The following is an 18,513-nucleotide window of genomic DNA, read 5'->3' as shown; positions in this document are numbered from 1 at the left end:
AACTCACTATAAAAGAGCCTTAGCTAGATTGGCTGGGGCTTCTTTTCACTTTATAAAGCGCTTCAATAGTGGAAAGGGGGGGTTCTATTGGAAGGGATTATCCGTAAGTTTGTTCCTAATCCTGACTTCCAATCGATCATAACTGGTTTCAATCAGGGGCTAAATGAACAGATGGTAGCAGGCCTAAGCGGCTCTGTTAGACAGGTTTTTTTAAGCGCGCTTTATCGTGAATTGAATAAACCGCTTTTAGTCGTAACCCATAATATGTTTCAGGCGCAAAAGGTGTATGAGGACCTGTTGGAATTGGTTGGGGAGGAAGAGGTACTTTTATTTCCCGCAAATGAATTAATTATTTCTGAAATGGCGATTGCTAGTCCAGAAACACTCGCCAATCGGATTGAAGTGTTGAATAAATTAAATGAACAAACACGTAAAATTTTAGTTGTTCCTTACGCGGGCTGTCGAAGAATTCTTACACCGCAAGAGATTTGGCGTAAGTCGCAAGTTGAATTAACCGTTGGTCAAGAGTTAGATTTAGAGGCTGCTCTTAAACAGCTGCTCTCGATAGGATACGAACGGGTGGAGATGGTAGAAAGTAAGGGGCACATTAGTGTTCGAGGCGGAATTTTGGATATTTTTCCGATTGATTTAGAAGATCCAGTCAGAATAGAATTATTTGATGTTGAAATCGATTCCATTCGATCGTTCGATGTTGCTTCGCAGCGATCGATTGATAAAATCGATTCTATTGTCATTCCTCCAACTCAAGAGGTATTTGGTAACCTACCTACTTTAATGGAAGCCGCTAATCGACTCGAGCAAAAATTGGGCGAGTCTTTAAAGTCGATTAAAGATCAAGCTGTAAAGGAAAAGTTATCGGAAAAAATCGGTTGGGAAATTGAACAGCTAAGACAAGGGCAACGTTTTCAAAGCATGTATAAATACATTTCCTTGCTCTATCCAAACTATCAAAATTTACTAGACTATATGCCAGATGACACAGTGATCGTGTTAGACGAACCGTCACGGGTACTGGAGACAGCGGATAATTTGGAACAAGATGAGGCCGAGTGGAAGACGGCTCTTATTGCAGAAGGAGAATTTACAAACAATATACCAATTTCTTTTCAATACGCCGACATTATCAATAACAGGCAGCATAAAGTTATTCACTTGAGTGTATTTCTACGCCAAATTCCAAGAACAGCGCCGCAGAATATCGTTAATTTTAATTGCAAAATGGTTCAGAACTTCCATGGACAGATGAACGTATTGAAGACTGAGGTGGATCGTTGGGTTAAATTCAACAACCAGGTTGTTTTCTTAGCCGCAGATGAGGAACGGGCGAAACGATTAGAAAGAGTATTCCATGACCACGATTTGGATGTTGACCTAATTTTAGAAGAAGTGGACCAACTCGTTAGCGCAAGGCCAACTATTTTGGTGGGCAGTTTGCAATCCGGGTTTGAATTGCCGATGCATCAACTTGTGATCGTAACGGAATCAGAAGTCTTTACGCAGAACCAACGGAAAGCGCGAAGAACTAGGTCCAATATGAGCAACGCGGAACGAATAAAGAGTTATAACGAATTAAAAGTTGGCGATTATGTCGTTCACATCAATCATGGAATTGGAAAGTACCTGGGAATTGAGACGTTAGAGATCAATGGAATTCACAAAGATTACTTGAACTTAAAGTACGCGGGTAATGATAAATTGTATGTCCCAATCGAGCAGATCGATCTCGTTCAACGTTACGTTGCCGATGAGGATAAAGAGCCGAAAGTATATAAATTGGGCGGTAGTGATTGGCGTAAAGTAACGAGCAAAGTAAAATCTTCCGTTAAGGATATTGCGGCCGATCTGATCAAACTATACGCTAAGCGCGAGGCGTCGCAAGGGTATGCGTTTTCACCTGATAATCCGGAGGTTAGCGAGTTTGAAGCAATGTTCCCATACGATGAAACGCCGGATCAATTGACGGCGATCGGAGAGATTAAAGAAGACATGGAACGGGTCCGACCAATGGATCGCTTACTATGCGGCGATGTCGGATACGGAAAAACGGAAGTGGCTATTCGGGCCGCATTTAAGGCGGTTATGGATGGCAAACAAGTTGCGGCGCTTGTGCCTACAACCATTTTAGCTCAACAGCATTTTGAAACATTCCGTGAGAGATTCGCTGACTACCCTGTGGAGATCGCGGTTTTGAGTCGTTTTCGTTCCCGTAAAGAACAAAATGAAACGATTAAGAAGCTGAAAGAGGGTAGGCTCGATATCATCATTGGAACGCATCGTTTATTATCAAAGGATATCATTTTTAAGGATTTGGGATTGTTAATCGTAGATGAGGAACAGCGTTTCGGTGTAACGCATAAAGAAAAGTTAAAACAGCTAAAAAGCAATGTCGATGTCTTGACGCTTACAGCGACTCCGATTCCAAGAACATTACACATGTCAATGCTTGGCGTGCGCGATCTTTCAGTGATTGAAACGCCGCCTGAAAACCGCTTCCCCGTCCAAACGTATGTGTTAGAGTATAGCGCCGCGCTTGCCAGAGAAGCGATTGAGCGTGAGTTGGCGCGTGGTGGTCAAGTTTACTTCTTGTACAATCAAGTACAAGGGATCGAGCAAATGGCTGAGCAAATCTCTTTTCTGGCGCCTGACGCAAAAGTATCTGTTGCCCACGGACAGATGAAAGAAAGTGATTTAGAAAGCGTGATGTTAGATTTCTTAGAAGGACAAACCGATGTGTTAGTCAGCACAACAATTATCGAGACCGGGGTCGATATTCCAAATGTAAATACATTGATCGTTCATAACGCGGATCGCATGGGGTTGTCTCAGTTGTATCAATTACGGGGTCGGGTCGGTCGTTCCAATCGAATGGCGTATGCTTACTTTACCTATCAACGCGATAAAATTTTAACAGAAGTCGCGGAAAAACGCTTGCAGGCAATTAAGGAATTTACCGAACTCGGTTCGGGCTTTAAAATTGCGATGCGCGACTTATCGATTCGCGGCGCGGGCAACTTACTCGGCGCAGAACAACATGGTTTTATCGCCTCAGTTGGATTCGATTTATACAGTCAAATGTTAAAGGAAGCTATCGATGAGTTAAAGGGTGGTCCGCAAGAAGAAGAGACGATTCATCCTGAAATTGATATTCAGTTAGATGCCTTTATTCCATCAGAGTATATTCAAGATAGTAAGCAAAAAATTGATATGTATAAAAAGTTTGCCGCTGCGCTTACAATGGAGGATGTAGAGGACTTACAAGAAGAGCTTGTGGACCGTTTTGGCGATGTGCCAATGCCTGTGGAAAATTTACTAATGGTAGCTAGGCTCAGGGTGTACTCACGCCTCTATCGGATTACAAGTATCGTTCAAAAGGGAAACGATCTGACTATCCATCTTCACGAAGATCAAAACACTCAGATCGATGGAACCAAACTTTTTTCGCTAGCTAATCAATTTGAACGCAGAATAAACTTAGCGACTGGACAACACTTATCGATCACAGTTAAAGTAAATGGATTAAAGCCTGAAGAGGGAGTTAGACTCGTTGAGAAGTTCCTTTCAGGATTTAATCAAGTCAAAAAAGCGAAGGGTGAAATGAACAATGTGGCTAACTAAAAGGTGGGGGGCTATCTTATTAGCATTGACTTTACTTTTTTCAATTACCGCTTGCAGTTCAGGCAAGGGCGGTACGGCCGCTGGAGGGAATGAAGATCAACAACCTGATAATCCCGTGCCAATCGTTGATGTTAGTTTAGGACTTGAGCCACAAGCTATTGTCGCTGAATATGAGGGCGGTTCATTAACAGCGGAACAATTTGAAAGTTATTTACGCGTACAAGTGTTTATTAACCCTCAATATGGATTAGCCATACAACAGAATGATCCGCAGGCGTTAACGTATCTAATTGAAAGATATGTCGCGGAAGAAACGCTAGCTAATCGAGCGGACCAAAGTGAAAGTGTAGATGAACAAGTTCAACATCAAATCAATCAACTTAAATCAGAGTATTTAACTGTTTACAACGGCGATGAAAAACGATTAAAGAAGCAAATGAAGGATCAAGATGTTACTGACCAACAATTAGAACAATTCTATAGGCAGTATTTTTTAGCATCCAATCATCTTGGTTCCAAAGTGACGGATGAAGACATGCAACGAAAGTATGAGGCTACCAAACAAGAGGATAAGGACAGCTTTGTCGTCGCCTCTGTTCGTCATATCTTAATTGCGGTGGGCGAACCGCCAACAGGACTGGCTGATGGCGAGAAACCGCGTTCAGATGAGGAAGCGAGGAAATTAGCCGAAGAAATAACAGAGCGACTGCGGAATGGAGAAGATTTTGCGGAATTAGCGAAGGAGTATACAGATGATCCTGGAAGTAAGGAGACGGGTGGCTTATATGAAGATGTGTATGTGACCGAATGGGTCCCAGAATTCAAAAAGGCCGCCGCGGAACTCCCGCTTGATACAATTAGCGATCCGATTAAGGCCGAATATGGCTACCATATCCTAAGAGTAGAAAAGCGAACGGAACATACTGTTGATCAATTGCAAGGAATTGCCCGCGCTCGGTTTGTAGGAGAAATTATAGATCAAAAGTATCTTGAATTTGTAAATCAAGATCTCAAGGAAATATTAAAAGAGGAGAATATTCACCTTCCAAAACAAGATGAAAAGTAAAAGCAGGTATTCTGCTTTTACTTTTTTTTTTTTACGAATTCCAAAAGTAGGTATTCCATATTAGTGAATATTCTCCATTAAGGAGATATATACTATCCCTACACCAGGAAACAACAAGGTAACCCCCAACCAGTAGAACAGGGTAGTTCCAGTCAATTGAAAACTCCGAGTGAAAGTGAGGCATCTAGATTATGAAAGCAACTGGAATTGTACGTCGAATAGATGACTTAGGACGAGTGGTTATTCCAAAAGAAATTCGCCGTACATTAAGAATCCGTGAAGGTGACCCTCTTGAGATCTTTGTTGATCGAGATGGGGAGGTAATCTTAAAGAAATACTCACCGATTGGTGAGCTTGGTGATTTTGCCAAGGAATACGCTGATTCGCTTTATGAGAGTATCGGACATATTACGTTGATCTCTGACCGCGATACTGTAATCGCTGTTTCCGGGGCAAGTAAAAAAGAATTTATGGACAAGCCCATTGGGGCCATGGTTGAAACATGTATGGAAGAAAGGAAGACGCTAATCGAAGGGGCCGGTAATTATGAAATAAGCCGTGATGTGAATGAGAGCTATTCATCGGTTGTTATCGCTCCAATCGTAGCTGGCGGCGATCCGATTGGATCCGTTATCCTTTGTAGTAAAGAAGATGCTGTAAAAATGGGTGACTTGGAAACAAAAATGGCGGAAACAGCAGCTGGCTTTTTAGCAAAACAAATGGAACAATAATAAAGTGGACAAGAGTTAGAGCTTTTCCAACCGCATTACAACGGTTTGGAAGGGCTCTTTGTGTTTGTACATGCATATGATATAATACGAAAAGTTTTGATGTGTGGGGAAGGAGAAAAGGCAATGTCAAAAAAGGTGGATGGATCTACCTTTCTAAAAGGGGCGGCAATTTTAGGGTTAGCTTCCTTGTTTTCAAAGATGCTCGGGTTGATCTATCGCATCCCGTATCAGAACATCACTGGGGATTTGGGGTACTATGTTTATACGCAAGTGTATCCTTTATATGGAACATTGTTAATTTTAGCAACGGCTGGTTTTCCAATTGCAATTTCCAAAATGGTGTCTGAAAAATTAGCCTTGGGCGATGTATATGGTGTTCGCAAAGTATTCAGGGTTTCTGTCGTTACGTTAGTTTTCACTGGATTGATTACGTTTGCGGGATTATATTCGGCCGCCGATTGGATTGCTCTAAAGATGGGGAACCATCAGCTTGCATTACCGATTCGCAGCGTCTCCTTTGCTTTATTAATCGTTCCGCCAATGGCGGCGATGAGAGGTTATTTTCAAGGGCATCAAAATATGGCCCCAACCGCCATTTCTCAAATATCAGAACAATTTGTGCGTGTTGCAACGATTATTTTCTTGGCCTATTGGTTTATGAATACAACGGGGAACGAGTATTTGGCCGGGGCGGGAGCCGTTTTTGGGGCCTTTACCGGCGCGTTAACTGGTTTTTTAGTATTGCTTGTATTTTGGCGACATAATAAAAAGGCGCAAGTTATCACTGTTGATGCGGATGCCGCGCGCAGGTTTCCAGAGGAATCGTCTTTAAGCTTAATAAAAAGGATTCTTTACTATGCGATTCCCATCTGTTTTGGGGCGCTAGTGCTTCCTTTGTTACAGTTGTCGGATTCATTTACTGTCGCTAACTTGTTGGTAAAGACAGGCTATCCCGCTGAGGAAGCAAACATACTGAAAGGAATTTTTGATCGAGGTCAACCGTTGGTTTCATTCGGGGCCTTTTTTGCCACCGCTCTCTCGTTATCCTTAGTGCCCGCCATTTCTGAAGCGAATGCGCGTAGGGCTTATGCGACTATTCAAAACCGCGCCGAGCTGGCATTGCGTTTAACGCTGATGATCGGTTTACCAACTTCGATCGGTCTAGCGGTCGTAGCTGAACCTGTTAATATAATGCTTTATCAAAATAATGAAGGGACGTTAGCGTTAATCGTTCTTTCTTTTACGACGATTTTTTCTACGCTTGGGATTACATCGGCAGGGATTTTACAAGGATTGGGTAAAGTCATTTTGCCAGCTCGAAATTTATTAGTTGGTGTTTTGTTTAAGGTTGGATTAAACATGATTTTTATCCCCATACTTGGAATAACAGGTGCTTCTTTGGCGACTGTCATCGCTTATGCGGTTGCGACGGCGCTAAATTTGCGGGCAGTTGTCCGATACACGAACATCAAAATCCGCTTTCAGTCGTTTTTCATTAAGCCGTTATTAGCTGTATTGATGATGGCGATTGTCGTTTTAGCGGTAGAAAGATTAAGTATGAATATATTTGTGGATGTTATTTCATCGTACCGTCTTTATTTTTCAGTCGTCGCTTTCATTTCTGTTTTAACAGGGGCGATTGCATACGGGATTGCCTTGCTTATTTCTGGTTCCATCACGAAAACAGATATGCAATTGATTCCAAAGGTAAATAAAATTGTCCCGCTTTTGAGCAAGCTACATTTACTTCGAGAAAAATAAAGGTGGTTTAGGGATGGGTAAAATAACGGTTATTGGACTTGGAGCCGGTGATATCAATCAATTAACATTAGGTACATATGAAACAATAAAAGCGGCTGAACAATTGTATGTAAGAACGGAACAACACCCTGTTGTTGCCCAGTTGCGAGAACAAGGCATTAAGATTGTTTCCTATGATTCGTTATATGAACAAGTCGCTGAGTTTGCGGAAGTCTATGAAAGGATCGCGAATGAGCTGATCGAAAAGGCCTGTGACGGACAAACTCTCTTATTTGCCGCGCCAGGACATCCGCTTGTTGCAGAACAGACAACGCTACTGTTGCTTGAAAAAGGCGCGCAACGAGGCATTGAGGTCGATATACAAGGCGGACAAAGTTTTCTTGATCCATTATTTTCTGCGTTGCGGGTAGATCCTTCTGAAGGGTTTACTCTGCTTGATGCGCTTAGTTTAGATAAAAAGTTGTTGAATCCGTGGGCGCACCTGATTATCACTCAAGTATATGATGATTTGACGGCTGCCGATGTGAAATTAACGCTCATGGATGTTTATCCTGATGATTACGAAATAACATTTGTGAGCGCTGCGGGAGTGGCGGGACAAGAGAAAGTGAGTAAAATGCCTTTGTACGAGTTGGACCACCAGTGGCAAGGTGTCGATAATCTGGCTGCTGTATACGTTCCACCGACGGCGGAAGACGTAATCTTGAATCGACAGTTTAATGCCCTCCGCGAAATTATTGCAATCTTGCGTGGGCCCGAGGGCTGTCCGTGGGACCGCGAACAAACGCATCAGTCTATTCGCAAACACTTGATTGAGGAAGCCTATGAGGTGTTGGAGACGATCGATGATGATGATCCTGAAGCGATGTGTGAAGAATTGGGCGATTTGCTGATGCAAGTAATGTTACACGCCCAGATTGCGGAAGATAATGGGGATTTTATGATCGACGACATTATTTTTGAGTTGAACGAAAAGCTCATTCGTCGTCATCCTCATGTGTTTGGAGCAAAACGGGCGAACACGGGAGAGGAAGCAGTCGTTAATTGGGATCAAATCAAAATGCGGGAAAAGGAAGCAAAGGGCATCGATTTGACACGGCGGTCTTTACTGGATGGGATTCCGCGAGGGCTGCCTGGTTTGATGGTTGCCTATGAACTTTCAAAAAGGGCCTCAAAGGTTGGATTTGATTGGGACCAGGTTCAGGATGTTTATGCTAAAATTGAAGAAGAGCTGGAAGAAGTAAAAACAGCTGAATCTTGGGAACACGCAAAGGAGGAGGTTGGGGACCTGTTGTTTGCCGCTGCCAATTTAGCGCGTTTTTTAAAGATCGACCCAGAGGAAGCGTTAGCTTTAACCAATCGCAAATTTAAACAAAGGTTCCAGTATATCGAAAATACATTGAATAAGCCGCTGCCTGAGGCAACATTGGATGAGATGGAGGCGCTTTGGCAAGAGGCGAAGCGAAAGTAGGGATGTAGTTGCGTTTAGACAAGTATCTAAAAGTATCACGCTTAATTAAAAGACGAACGATGGCTAAAGAGGTCTGTGACAAGGGAAGGGTTCAACTTAATGGGCGCCCAGCTAAATCGGGCAGCGCTGTAAAAGTTGGGGACGAGCTGGAGATCCGTTACGGCAATAAATTAGCGACGGTTAAAATTGAAAGAATCGTGGATACGACAAGGAAAGAGGAAGCCGCCACGATGTACACGCTCGTTTCCGAGGAACGGATCGAGCGGCAAGAGGAAACGAACGACGCTGATTACCCTTGGTAAACAGCGAGCGAAGCGTGTGTGAGGCCCGCTTCCGCCGCAGGATTCGCGGGTCCAGGCTGTTCCAGTCTAGCGTTCATAGCGTTCGGCTACCGAAACTGGGAGACTGAGACCCGTGGTGCCTCCTGCGACTGAAAATCGGTCGCGGGTATGCTGTACCGAACTAAAAGAGGACAGCTTATTTGTAATAGTTCCTGCAAAATGAGCAGGAACTATTTTTTGTGACCTAGTTGACAATTTTGTGACCTAAAAGGGATTTCACGATAAATCTAGAAGGTTTTTCTTAAAAGGAGGCTGCGCAATGATTAGAAAGCCGCTCAATTTACCGCTGCAGGTTCAGGTGGAAGAAGCTTTACTTAGACGATTGTCGCCCCGCCATAAAAAACGGCCAGAAATTACAGCTCGTTTACAAAAAGGTTGGGCCGGGTATGTGGGTGAACAGCAGTTAGCTTACCATCTGAACTTTTTAAGTGAACAGGAATATGACCTATTTTTTGATCTAAGACTGGTTGCGAATAAAAAGATGTGTCAATTAGATGCTTTGATCGTTTCTCCGCATGCGTTATTCGTTGTTGAATCTAAAAACTTCCTCGGGGAGCTCCTTTATGATCAGCATACGAGACGTTTTATTCGGAAATATCAAAATCAGGAAACCTCTTTTCCCGACCCAATTATGCAACTGAATAGACAGCGCGCCGTTCTTACCGATTGGTTGCGAACTCAACGCATCTCGATTCCCATCGCAGGATTAGTCTTGATCGGTAATTCCACATCCATGTTGAAGACAAATGAAGGTTCCAACGATATTTACCGCCAAATGCTCTTCGCGGAACAAATCCCCGATCAAATCCCCGATCAAATCCGCCACATAACACAAGCGCAATACAAGCAAAAAGTCCTGACTCCTTACAAGTTATGAAAACTTCGTGAGCTGCTTCTTGAAGCTGACACTCCCCCTAAACTAACTCCTCTCAAGCAATTTGCGATAGATCCCGAGGAAATCCTTACCGGCGTCCAATGCCCTGAATGTGAATGCATACCGATGGAGCGGATAAAATATCATTGGTATTGTCGGTCCTGCAAAGTGATATCGCAAACAGCCCACAATCAAGCAATCAAGGATTACTTGCTCATCTTTGGCAGCGCAACAAACAAGCAGTGTCGCGCATTCCTTCATATTCAATCCATCAATCTATGCTCCCGCTGGCTGCAGGCTTTAGAGCTCCCAACGACGGGAGACGGAAGATATAAAATTTACTATCGGAAATACTTCGAGTTCTAATTAGTAGGCTTCGCCCATAACATGTACAAAAAGCCGCATGTATGGAGGTGTAGCCGATCATGGCAGAGGCAAAGAAAAATCCTCGACATGAAGTAACGATGTTCAACCGTAAGAAGCTTGAAATATCAGGGGTATTAAATGTAGAAAGTTTCGATAGCGAAGAATTTTTGTTGGAAACAGAATGCGGATTTCTTTGTATTAAAGGTCAAAACTTACACATGAAGAATTTAAGTTTAGAAACAGGCCAAGTATCGATTGAAGGCTATGTGCACGATTTTGGGTATTCAAATGAAAGTCAAGGGGGCTCTAAAGGCAAAGGATTGATGGGCAGGTTATTTAAGTGAGTATAGAAATTCAAGCGATAACCATGCTGCTAATGGTTGGCTGCGGAATGACGATGGGGTTGTTGTATGACACCTATAGAGTGATGAAAGGTCAGACCGGGCTTCGCGGATGGTTAGTAATCATCTGCGATCTTTTGTTTTGGGCAAGCTGTCTTTTCCTCGTATTTGGCACACTGTTAAGAGTGAATGAGGGGATTGTGCGGCTTTATCTGTTTTTAGGAATGGGTCTTGGGGCTTGGCTTTATTTTAGTTTATTTACTTCTTTTTATATTAAATGGTTTTTACGGTTGATTCAGCTTGTAAAGGCTATTTATCGCTTTATGACCCGATTATGTCAGGTATTACTCATTAAGCCGCTTATTTTTATTTATCAAACCGCATTGGCGATCATTATCGCGATTGCTCTCTTTTTATGGAGGGTCATTCTGTTCATTTATAGCTTTATTAAAAGGATAGTGACTCCGATAGGAACGGGTTCAAAGAAGTGGAGCAAAAAGATTACAGGCGGCGCAAAAAAGAAAGGAGCAGGATTTTCAAGACGTTTGGCGAAAATAGTAAAGTTGAAAGGGAAAAAGTCCAAAAAGAAAGATGAGGACGATGAACACGATGAAAAAGATGAATGAGGTGTGCCAACCAAATGCGTAATCTTGATCCATTAGAGACTAGGAAGATAGGACAAAGAAGACGAAAGAGGTTACTTTTGTTAATTATCATTCCCTTTTGCCTATGGGCAGGACTTACCTGGTATGACCAAGAGGCCGCGCTTGCGGAAAAAAGGCAGGACATGATCAAAGTAGCTCAATCGTTAGACCAGGTAAAATTGGAGAATGAAGAGCTGACGTATCAGGTCAATAGACTCCATGATACCGAGTACATAGCTGAAATCGCAAGAAGGGACTATCACCTTTCTAAACCGGGGGAAGTCATTTTTATTACGCCTGAATAAGCTAAGCCTTCAAATCGCAACACTTTTTTGAAGGCTTTTTTTCTTTGGGGTGTAACAATTACGCGCAGATTTAAGTTACTCAGCAAAATTGTAAATTTCCGAAGATGGAAACCGAATATAGTGAGATATACTTCCCATCTGTCGACAGACAGTTACAATAACGAGTACAAACTGCGTACAGAATACTGATTCCCAATAAAAGGAATACTGGGTATGCTCAGATCGTGTAGATTGTCGGTTACAATTGTCGCAAACTTTCTGGAATAAGCCTTGCTCTTTTGACAAATTTTACAAGTTGCTAGCGTTATAATCATGTCAACAAATACTATTGGGTGGTGTTGATTATGTTTCGTATCCAGGCGTTAGCTAATGAAATGGGTCAAAGGCTGGTCGTTCCCATCAAAGAGCTATGGGCCAAAATTAACTTGTGGGTTGAAAGCTGGATACAAAGATTAGGTCTTTTTTATATTTTAATGGGTTATTTATTGGGGCGAGCCCTCATTTTACAAGATCTTGCCCCATTCGCGGCAGCGTATTTTATTGTTATTTACTTTTTACGAAAGGACAAGCTGTTGCTTACAGCGTTGGCCCTACTGTTAGGAGCCGCGTCTCACTCAACTTCTCATGCTGTATTTATTTTGTTTAATCTAGCTATTGCTTTTGCTATTTTAAAATTTCAAGAAAAGAGACAGCGGAAGGAGTTAAATCACGCTCCCTTCATCGTGTTTGCTTCACTCTTCTTTAGTCATATTGTTTATAATTTATTTGCCCGCGATCTATCGCTATATACGACGGTAATGAGTACAGTGGAAGCGGTTTTAGCAGCGGTGCTAACGCTTATCTTTGTCCAATCACTTCCGTTCTTAACGAATAAAAAATATCATCATGAGTTAAAAACAGAGGAAATCGTTTGTATGGTCATTTTACTCGCGTCAGTTATGACTGGGACGTTAGGGTGGTCGATTGCGGGCGTTTCAGCGCAAGGCGCATTAGCGAAATACTTAGTATTGGCGATTGCGTTTGTTGGCGGTGGGGCAATTGGCGCGACCGTTGGTGTTATTACGGGAATCATTGTAAGTCTAGCCGATGTTAACTTAGTGGAACAAATCAGTTTGCTGGCGTTTGCAGGTCTGTTGGCTGGATTAATGAAAGAGGGGAAACGGGCGGGTTCGGCCCTTGGGATGTTGGTCGGCGCTTCGATCTTTATTTTATACATAGGGGACAAGCAGTCGATTCTTCTGTCTAGTATCGAAACAACTGTAGCGATCTCACTGTTTTTAATCACGCCAAGTCGATTGTTTCATAGTATGGCTCGGTTTGTGCCAGGCACGGAGGAAAACGAAGACTCACAATACGAATATATGCGCAAAGTGCGTGATGTAACGGTTCAAAAAATTTTGAAGTTTTCAACGGTCTTTCAAGAGTTGTCAAATGCGTTTACACAGGTTACGTTACAAAATAAAAGCGAGCAGGAGGAACAAATCGATTCTCATGAATTTTTGGCGAGGGTAACCGAGCGATCGTGTCAAACATGTTGGAAAAAGGAAAAGTGTTGGTCAGAGGCGCAAACGGAAGGTACGATTCAAATGTTAGGGGAGTTGATTTATCAATTAGATACGTATGGCGAAATCGATGCCGAAAGGATCAAGAACTATGAATATCACCAACAGTGTGTCAATAAAGATCGATTAGAGCAGGTCATTTATGATGAGTATTTTGAAATTCAAGAGGGGTTGTTTTTACAAAAGCAGGTGCGTGAAAGTCGGGAATTGGTCGCCGATCAGTTGTTAGGTGTATCGAAAGTGATGAACAACTTCGCTAGTGAATTAAAGAGGGAAGGAATTGACTTGTCCCTGCAGGAACAACAAGTTCTTGGAGCCCTTGAGAACATTGGGTTATCTGTGCAACGCGTCAATATTTTGAGTTTGGAACAAGATCAAGTCGATATTGAAATTACACAACCTGTATGTGATGGGCATGCTCAGTGTGAAAGCATCATTGCTCCGATGTTAACATCAATTATTGGCGAGAATATTACAGTCAAAAGCAAGGATTGTGATTCGACTGGAGAAGGGGCATGTGTCATTATTCTCGGGTCGGAGAAAAACTTTAACGTTGCTTGCTACGGAACTGGAATTGCGATGGACGGTCGTCTTGTCTCAGGAGATTGTTTTATGACAAAGGAACTAGGCAGCGGAAAATACATTATGGCGATCAGTGATGGAATGGGCAACGGGGATCGAGCTCATTTGGAAAGCACAGCGACACTGCAATTGTTGAAAGAGTTGTTGGATGCGGGGCTGGATGAATCGCTCGCCATCAAGTCAGTCAATACCGTATTATCCTTACGCTCCCCTGATGAGATATTTGCGACAGTGGATTTAGCGATCATAGACCAATATTCAGGAAATACAAAATTTATTAAAACAGGATCGAACCCAAGCTTTATTAAAAGAGGAAAAGAAGTTTTAACAATTACGGCAAATAATTTACCGATTGGAATCATCGAGGATATTGATGTTGATGTCGTAACGGAAAGGTTGAAGCCGGGTGACCTTTTAATTATGGTTAGTGACGGGTTACTAGAGGCGCATGAGCAAATTGAAAATAAGGAGATGTGGTTCAAAAGAATCGTATCTGAATTAGACACAGATGATCCTGAAGAAATTGCGGATATCCTTTTAGAGAGGGTCATTCGGGGGAAATTTGGCGAGATTGATGATGACATGACCATTCTTGTTTCTCGACTAGATCCATTTGTGCCAAAGTGGGGTACTTTCCCAATCCCAGGAATTGAACCTTTGCAACGTCCTAAACGAGTGAGTTAATGTCTAAAACTGTAGATTTAGGCAATAATATGGTGGGAGTGTGAAGCTCAAAGGCTGAGCCTTTGAGCTTACCTTTATTCCACCCCCAAAAGTAAAGTGAAGTATGATATAATACAACACAAAAAACTCCAACTGAGGGGTAATATGTTATTTAATAAACTCATACAATCGATTGAACGACAAGCTCTTTTCCAAGCGGGGGATCGCATCTTAGTCGGCGTGTCTGGCGGAGTAGACTCCATGGCTTTACTAGATATCCTCCGTAGACTTTCTAAAAAGAACGACTGGTCGATCTATGCAGCGCACCTCAACCATTGTTTTCGAGGAGAAGAATCACGTCAAGATGCGGCTTATGTGGCCCGTATTTGCGAGCAATGGTCAATTCCATGTAAGATTGGCGAAACGGATGTCCCTAAAATGATTCGCGATAAGAAAATGAACACGCAAACGGCTTCACGGATCGCAAGGTACGATTTTTTTCGCTCGGTGGCCAATGTGTGGAGAATTGACAAACTCGCTCTTGCTCACCATGCTAATGATCAAGCGGAGACAGTTCTTATGCGTGTGTTAAGAGGAACAGGAATTGAGGGATTGGCGGGAATTCCAATATCACGTCAAGAAGCGGGATTTCAAATCACTCGGCCACTGCTATCTGTTAATAAGGAAGATTTAATCGCCTATTGCAACCAACGGGGTATTAAGCCAAGAGTAGATAGCAGTAATGAAAAAACAACCTATCATCGAAACTTCCTTCGTCTTGAGGTGATTCCATGGTTAGAGCAAACGGTTAACCCATCACTGCAAACTGCCTTGATACAGTTGAGCGAAATTGCCGAACAGGAAAACAATTTACTTGATGTTCTTGCCAGCGAAACATGTCAGCAAATGATCACACAACGCGGTGAAACGAAAGTTGTGATTAAACGAAAATTGTTTTTAAATAGCCATCTGGCTTTACAAAGAAGAATGGTTAAACTAATATTTACTTATCTTGATGCAAATCAGGCAAATATAGGGTTTATACATATTGATCGTATTTGTGAATGGGTTGAACAAGGTCGCGTTTCATCTCGGCTGGAGCTTCCCAATGGAGCGCTCGTTAGGAGAGAGTATGATCAGATCATCTTTACATTGTCTTCACTGTCAATCCCGACCGACTCGCTGTTCAGCTATAAAATGGATGTTCCCGGAAGCGTATATATACATGAAGCGAAATTGTGGGTAGTTGCTGAGATGGTTGATCAAGCGGTTGTTGGGATGGACTCTCTAAATGAAGAAGTGGCTATGTTTGACGCCGATGAAATTAAAGGTCCGCTCATTTTAAGAAATAGAAGGAAAGGAGATCGAATAAGCTTGTTGGGAATGAAGGGCAGGAAAAGGGTTAAAGATCTGTTAATAGATCAGAAGATTCCTCTGGCAAAAAGGGATCAAATTCCCATTTTAGCGGACGAAGCGGGGATTTTGTGGCTTGCGGGCGTTAGACGATCTGATCGGGCTTTAATTACAGAGCATACGAAACGATCGCTGGTTATACGTTTAGAAAAAGAACGCTCAACTACAGGAGGAAATCATGCTGAATGAAATTGAAAGGGTACTTTTGACTGAAGAACAACTGCAGGAAAAAATTTTAGAACTTGGGCATACGATCAGCGAGGATTATTACGATAAAAATCCGCTTGTTATTTGCGTTTTGAAAGGCGCCGCGCCTTTTATGTCAGACTTGATCAAAAGAGTCTCAATTCATATCGAGATGGATTTTATGGCGGTATCCAGCTACGGGACGTCGACGGTCTCCTCTGGGGAAGTGCGAATTATTAAGGATCTGGATGCCAGCGTTGAAGGGAGACACGTATTAATCGTTGAAGATATTATTGATAGTGGGCTTACTTTAAACTATTTGCTTGATTTGTTGCGTAGAAGAAAAGCGGAAAGCACAAAAATCATTACACTGCTGGATAAACCGCATCACCGAAAGGTGGATCTTAAACCGGATTATTGCGGATTTGAGATTCCAGATGAATTTGTAGTAGGATATGGATTAGACTATGCTGAGCGCTATCGTAATCTCCCTTTTATTGGGGTATTGAAGCCAGAAGTCTATAATCGTTAGAAAAAGCTTTAGGAAAGCAGATTTGTTGTGAATCATTGTTTTGATGTGGTAAAATAAAAGGAGTGTTTTTCCGTGAGAGGAGGTCAGGGATGAATCGTTTTTTTCGTAATACAGGGTTTTATTTACTTATCTTCCTAGTTACCGTTGGGATCGTCAATTTTATTGCGAACCAAGGAACAGAAACGTCCAAAATGCCTTACAACGATTTCAGACAGCACTTAGAAAATGGGCAAGTTGAAGAGATTCTAATCCGTCCCGAGAGTGGTACATACTATATTGAGGGAAAACTGAAAAATGAAGAATTTTTCTACACCAACGGGCCGTTATATAATAATACGGAATTGTTGCAGAGAATCGAAGCAGCTAACCTAAACGATGAAACTTATGCTCCTGAGAAGGGTAATTCAGTTTGGTTAACCTTTTTGACATCCATTATCCCGTTTGTCATTATCTTTATACTTTTCTTTTTCCTGCTTAACCAAGCCCAAGGCGGCGGAAGTCGGGTTATGAATTTTGGAAAGAGCAAGGCGAAATTATATAGTGATGACAAGAAAAAGGTTACATTTGAGGATGTGGCTGGAGCGGATGAAGAGAAGGCGGAACTGGAAGAAGTGGTTCACTTCTTGAAGGATCCGAGGAAATTTAGTCAGTTGGGGGCAAGGATTCCAAAAGGGGTCTTGTTAGTGGGTCCTCCTGGGACAGGGAAAACATTGTTGGCGAGGGCAGTTGCTGGTGAAGCGGGTGTTCCTTTCTTTACAATCAGTGGTTCTGACTTCGTAGAGATGTTTGTTGGGGTCGGAGCTTCCCGTGTAAGAGATTTGTTTGAAAATGCTAAAAAGAATGCGCCATGTATTATTTTTATAGACGAGATTGATGCTGTTGGTCGTCAACGCGGCGCTGGTTTGGGCGGCGGTCATGATGAGCGAGAGCAGACGTTGAACCAATTGCTTGTTGAAATGGATGGGTTTGGAGCGAACGAAGGAATTATTATCATCGCAGCCACAAACCGCCCAGATATATTAGACCCCGCTTTACTTAGACCTGGTCGATTTGACCGTCAGATCACAGTCGATCGTCCTGACGTAAATGGACGTGTTGCTGTGCTCAAAGTTCATGCTCGTAACAAACCGTTGCATGAAGGTGTTGACCTTGATGTCATCGCGCGCAGAACGCCAGGTTTTACGGGAGCTGATTTAGAGAACTTGCTTAATGAGGCGGCGTTATTGTCCGCGCGTAGAAATCGAAAAGACATTAGCATGAGTGAAGTTGATGAAGCGATTGACCGCGTCATTGCGGGTCCGGCGAAGAAATCTAGAGTGATTAGTGATTACGAGAAGAAACTTGTCGCCTATCATGAAGCCGGGCATACGATTATCGGTTATCATTTAGAACATGCTGATATGGTTCACAAAGTAACGATTATACCACGGGGCAGCGCAGGCGGTTATACAGTGATGTTACCGAAGGAAGATCGATACTTTGCCTCACGTTCTGAACTGTTAGATAAGATCTCAGGTTTACTCGGAGGCCGAGTCGCGGAAGAGTTGAAACTAGGCGAAATCAGCACAGGAGCTCATAATGACTTCGAGCGGGCAACAGGGATTGCTCGTCGCATGGTAACGGAGTTTGGAATGAGCGACAAGCTAGGGCCGATGCAATTTGGACGCTCTCAAGGTCAAGTTTTCCTGGGACGTGACTTCGGTCATGAGCGGGACTACAGTGAGGCGACAGCGCAGAAAATTGATGACGAAGTGCAACGCATTATTCGTGATCAATACCATCGCACGAGAGATCTGTTAACGAAACATGAAGCTGAATTAGAACTTATCGCTCAAACGTTGCTTGAAGTGGAAACACTTGACGCGGATCAGATCAAACAGTTAATTGAAAATGGCCGTTTGGATCCAGATTCGACTGATAACGATGTAAAAGTGCAAATTCAGACTAAAAAAGAAGACGAGTAATGATTAGAAGCGAGCGCCCTATTATTGAATGGGGCGCTCTTTTTATAGAGTGAATTCCAGTTTTAGAGAGGTAAA

General features: G+C 42.7%; 14 protein-coding genes. All 14 read left to right on the top strand.

Annotated features, from left to right (window positions below; translation table 11 throughout):
• Positions 1-87: 87 nt before the first annotated feature.
• The 14 genes from mfd (at position 88) to ftsH (ending at position 18,438) form a co-directional block, all read left to right on the top strand.
• A complete protein-coding gene (gene mfd, locus BEP19_RS12635; RefSeq protein WP_120190278.1) occupies positions 88-3,636 on the top strand; it encodes a transcription-repair coupling factor in 3,549 nt (1,182 codons plus the stop codon).
• A gap of 25 nt (positions 3,637-3,661) precedes the next feature.
• Entirely contained in the window at positions 3,662-4,702 is a 1,041-nt protein-coding gene (locus tag BEP19_RS12630) for a peptidylprolyl isomerase (RefSeq protein WP_170145366.1), read from the top strand.
• 191 nt (positions 4,703-4,893) lie between these two features.
• Positions 4,894-5,433 (top strand): stage V sporulation protein T, encoded by a 540-nt coding sequence (gene spoVT, locus BEP19_RS12625; RefSeq protein ID WP_120190276.1) that lies wholly within the window; start codon positions 4,894-4,896, stop codon positions 5,431-5,433.
• A gap of 123 nt (positions 5,434-5,556) precedes the next feature.
• On the top strand, positions 5,557-7,194 hold the full coding sequence (locus tag BEP19_RS12620; RefSeq protein ID WP_120190275.1) for a putative polysaccharide biosynthesis protein: 1,638 nt from the start codon (positions 5,557-5,559) through the stop codon (positions 7,192-7,194).
• Between the two features lie 13 nt (positions 7,195-7,207).
• Positions 7,208-8,665, top strand: a complete 1,458-nt coding sequence (gene yabN, locus BEP19_RS12615) for a bifunctional methyltransferase/pyrophosphohydrolase YabN (protein ID WP_120190274.1) — start codon at positions 7,208-7,210, stop codon at positions 8,663-8,665.
• Between the two features lie 8 nt (positions 8,666-8,673).
• Entirely contained in the window at positions 8,674-8,967 is a 294-nt protein-coding gene (locus tag BEP19_RS12610; RefSeq protein WP_120190273.1) for an RNA-binding S4 domain-containing protein, read from the top strand.
• 298 nt (positions 8,968-9,265) lie between these two features.
• Positions 9,266-9,883, top strand: a complete 618-nt coding sequence (locus BEP19_RS12605) for a nuclease-related domain-containing protein (RefSeq protein ID WP_120190272.1) — start codon at positions 9,266-9,268, stop codon at positions 9,881-9,883.
• Positions 9,884-10,305: 422 nt separating this feature from the next.
• Positions 10,306-10,590, top strand: a complete 285-nt coding sequence (yabP, locus tag BEP19_RS12600; protein ID WP_120190271.1) for a sporulation protein YabP — start codon at positions 10,306-10,308, stop codon at positions 10,588-10,590.
• Positions 10,587-11,213 carry a spore cortex biosynthesis protein YabQ gene (yabQ, locus tag BEP19_RS12595; protein ID WP_120190270.1) on the top strand — a complete coding sequence of 209 codons (627 nt, stop codon included), beginning with the start codon at positions 10,587-10,589 and terminating at the stop codon, positions 11,211-11,213. Before yabP ends, yabQ begins: the two co-directional genes overlap by 4 nt.
• A gap of 77 nt (positions 11,214-11,290) precedes the next feature.
• The gene (locus BEP19_RS12590; RefSeq protein ID WP_170145365.1) at positions 11,291-11,536 is read left to right on the top strand and encodes an FtsB family cell division protein; all 246 of its coding nucleotides are present in this window, start codon (positions 11,291-11,293) and stop codon (positions 11,534-11,536) included.
• Positions 11,537-11,880: 344 nt separating this feature from the next.
• Positions 11,881-14,364, top strand: a complete 2,484-nt coding sequence (gene spoIIE, locus BEP19_RS12585; protein ID WP_120190268.1) for a stage II sporulation protein E — start codon at positions 11,881-11,883, stop codon at positions 14,362-14,364.
• Between the two features lie 144 nt (positions 14,365-14,508).
• Positions 14,509-15,945 (top strand): tRNA lysidine(34) synthetase TilS, encoded by a 1,437-nt coding sequence (tilS, locus tag BEP19_RS12580; RefSeq protein ID WP_120190267.1) that lies wholly within the window; start codon positions 14,509-14,511, stop codon positions 15,943-15,945.
• Positions 15,935-16,474 carry a hypoxanthine phosphoribosyltransferase gene (gene hpt / locus BEP19_RS12575; protein WP_120190266.1) on the top strand — a complete coding sequence of 180 codons (540 nt, stop codon included), beginning with the start codon at positions 15,935-15,937 and terminating at the stop codon, positions 16,472-16,474. Before tilS ends, hpt begins: the two co-directional genes overlap by 11 nt.
• 89 nt (positions 16,475-16,563) lie before the next feature.
• Positions 16,564-18,438, top strand: coding sequence for an ATP-dependent zinc metalloprotease FtsH (ftsH, locus tag BEP19_RS12570; protein WP_120190265.1), 1,875 nt, complete (start codon positions 16,564-16,566; stop codon positions 18,436-18,438).
• Positions 18,439-18,513 lie beyond the last annotated feature (75 nt).

The organism is Ammoniphilus oxalaticus (assembly GCF_003609605.1).
In the GTDB taxonomy this organism is placed as follows: Bacteria; Bacillota; Bacilli; order Aneurinibacillales; family RAOX-1; genus Ammoniphilus; species Ammoniphilus oxalaticus.
The sequence above is the reverse complement of the archived record's forward strand: the minus strand, read 5'-3'. Positions and strand labels throughout refer to the sequence as shown.

Excerpts from the sequence above, each read along its gene's own strand:
- yabN (WP_120190274.1), top strand. The coding sequence starts at position 7,208 with ATGGGTAAAATAACGGTTATTGGACTTGGAGCCGGTGATATCAATCAA.
- tilS (WP_120190267.1), top strand. The coding sequence starts at position 14,509 with ATGTTATTTAATAAACTCATACAATCGATTGAACGACAAGCTCTTTTC.
- yabP (WP_120190271.1), top strand. The coding sequence starts at position 10,306 with ATGGCAGAGGCAAAGAAAAATCCTCGACATGAAGTAACGATGTTCAAC.
- BEP19_RS12605 (WP_120190272.1), top strand. The coding sequence starts at position 9,266 with ATGATTAGAAAGCCGCTCAATTTACCGCTGCAGGTTCAGGTGGAAGAA.
- hpt (WP_120190266.1), top strand. The coding sequence starts at position 15,935 with ATGCTGAATGAAATTGAAAGGGTACTTTTGACTGAAGAACAACTGCAG.
- spoIIE (WP_120190268.1), top strand. The coding sequence starts at position 11,881 with ATGTTTCGTATCCAGGCGTTAGCTAATGAAATGGGTCAAAGGCTGGTC.
- spoVT (WP_120190276.1), top strand. The coding sequence starts at position 4,894 with ATGAAAGCAACTGGAATTGTACGTCGAATAGATGACTTAGGACGAGTG.
- ftsH (WP_120190265.1), top strand. The coding sequence starts at position 16,564 with ATGAATCGTTTTTTTCGTAATACAGGGTTTTATTTACTTATCTTCCTA.
- BEP19_RS12620 (WP_120190275.1), top strand. The coding sequence starts at position 5,557 with ATGTCAAAAAAGGTGGATGGATCTACCTTTCTAAAAGGGGCGGCAATT.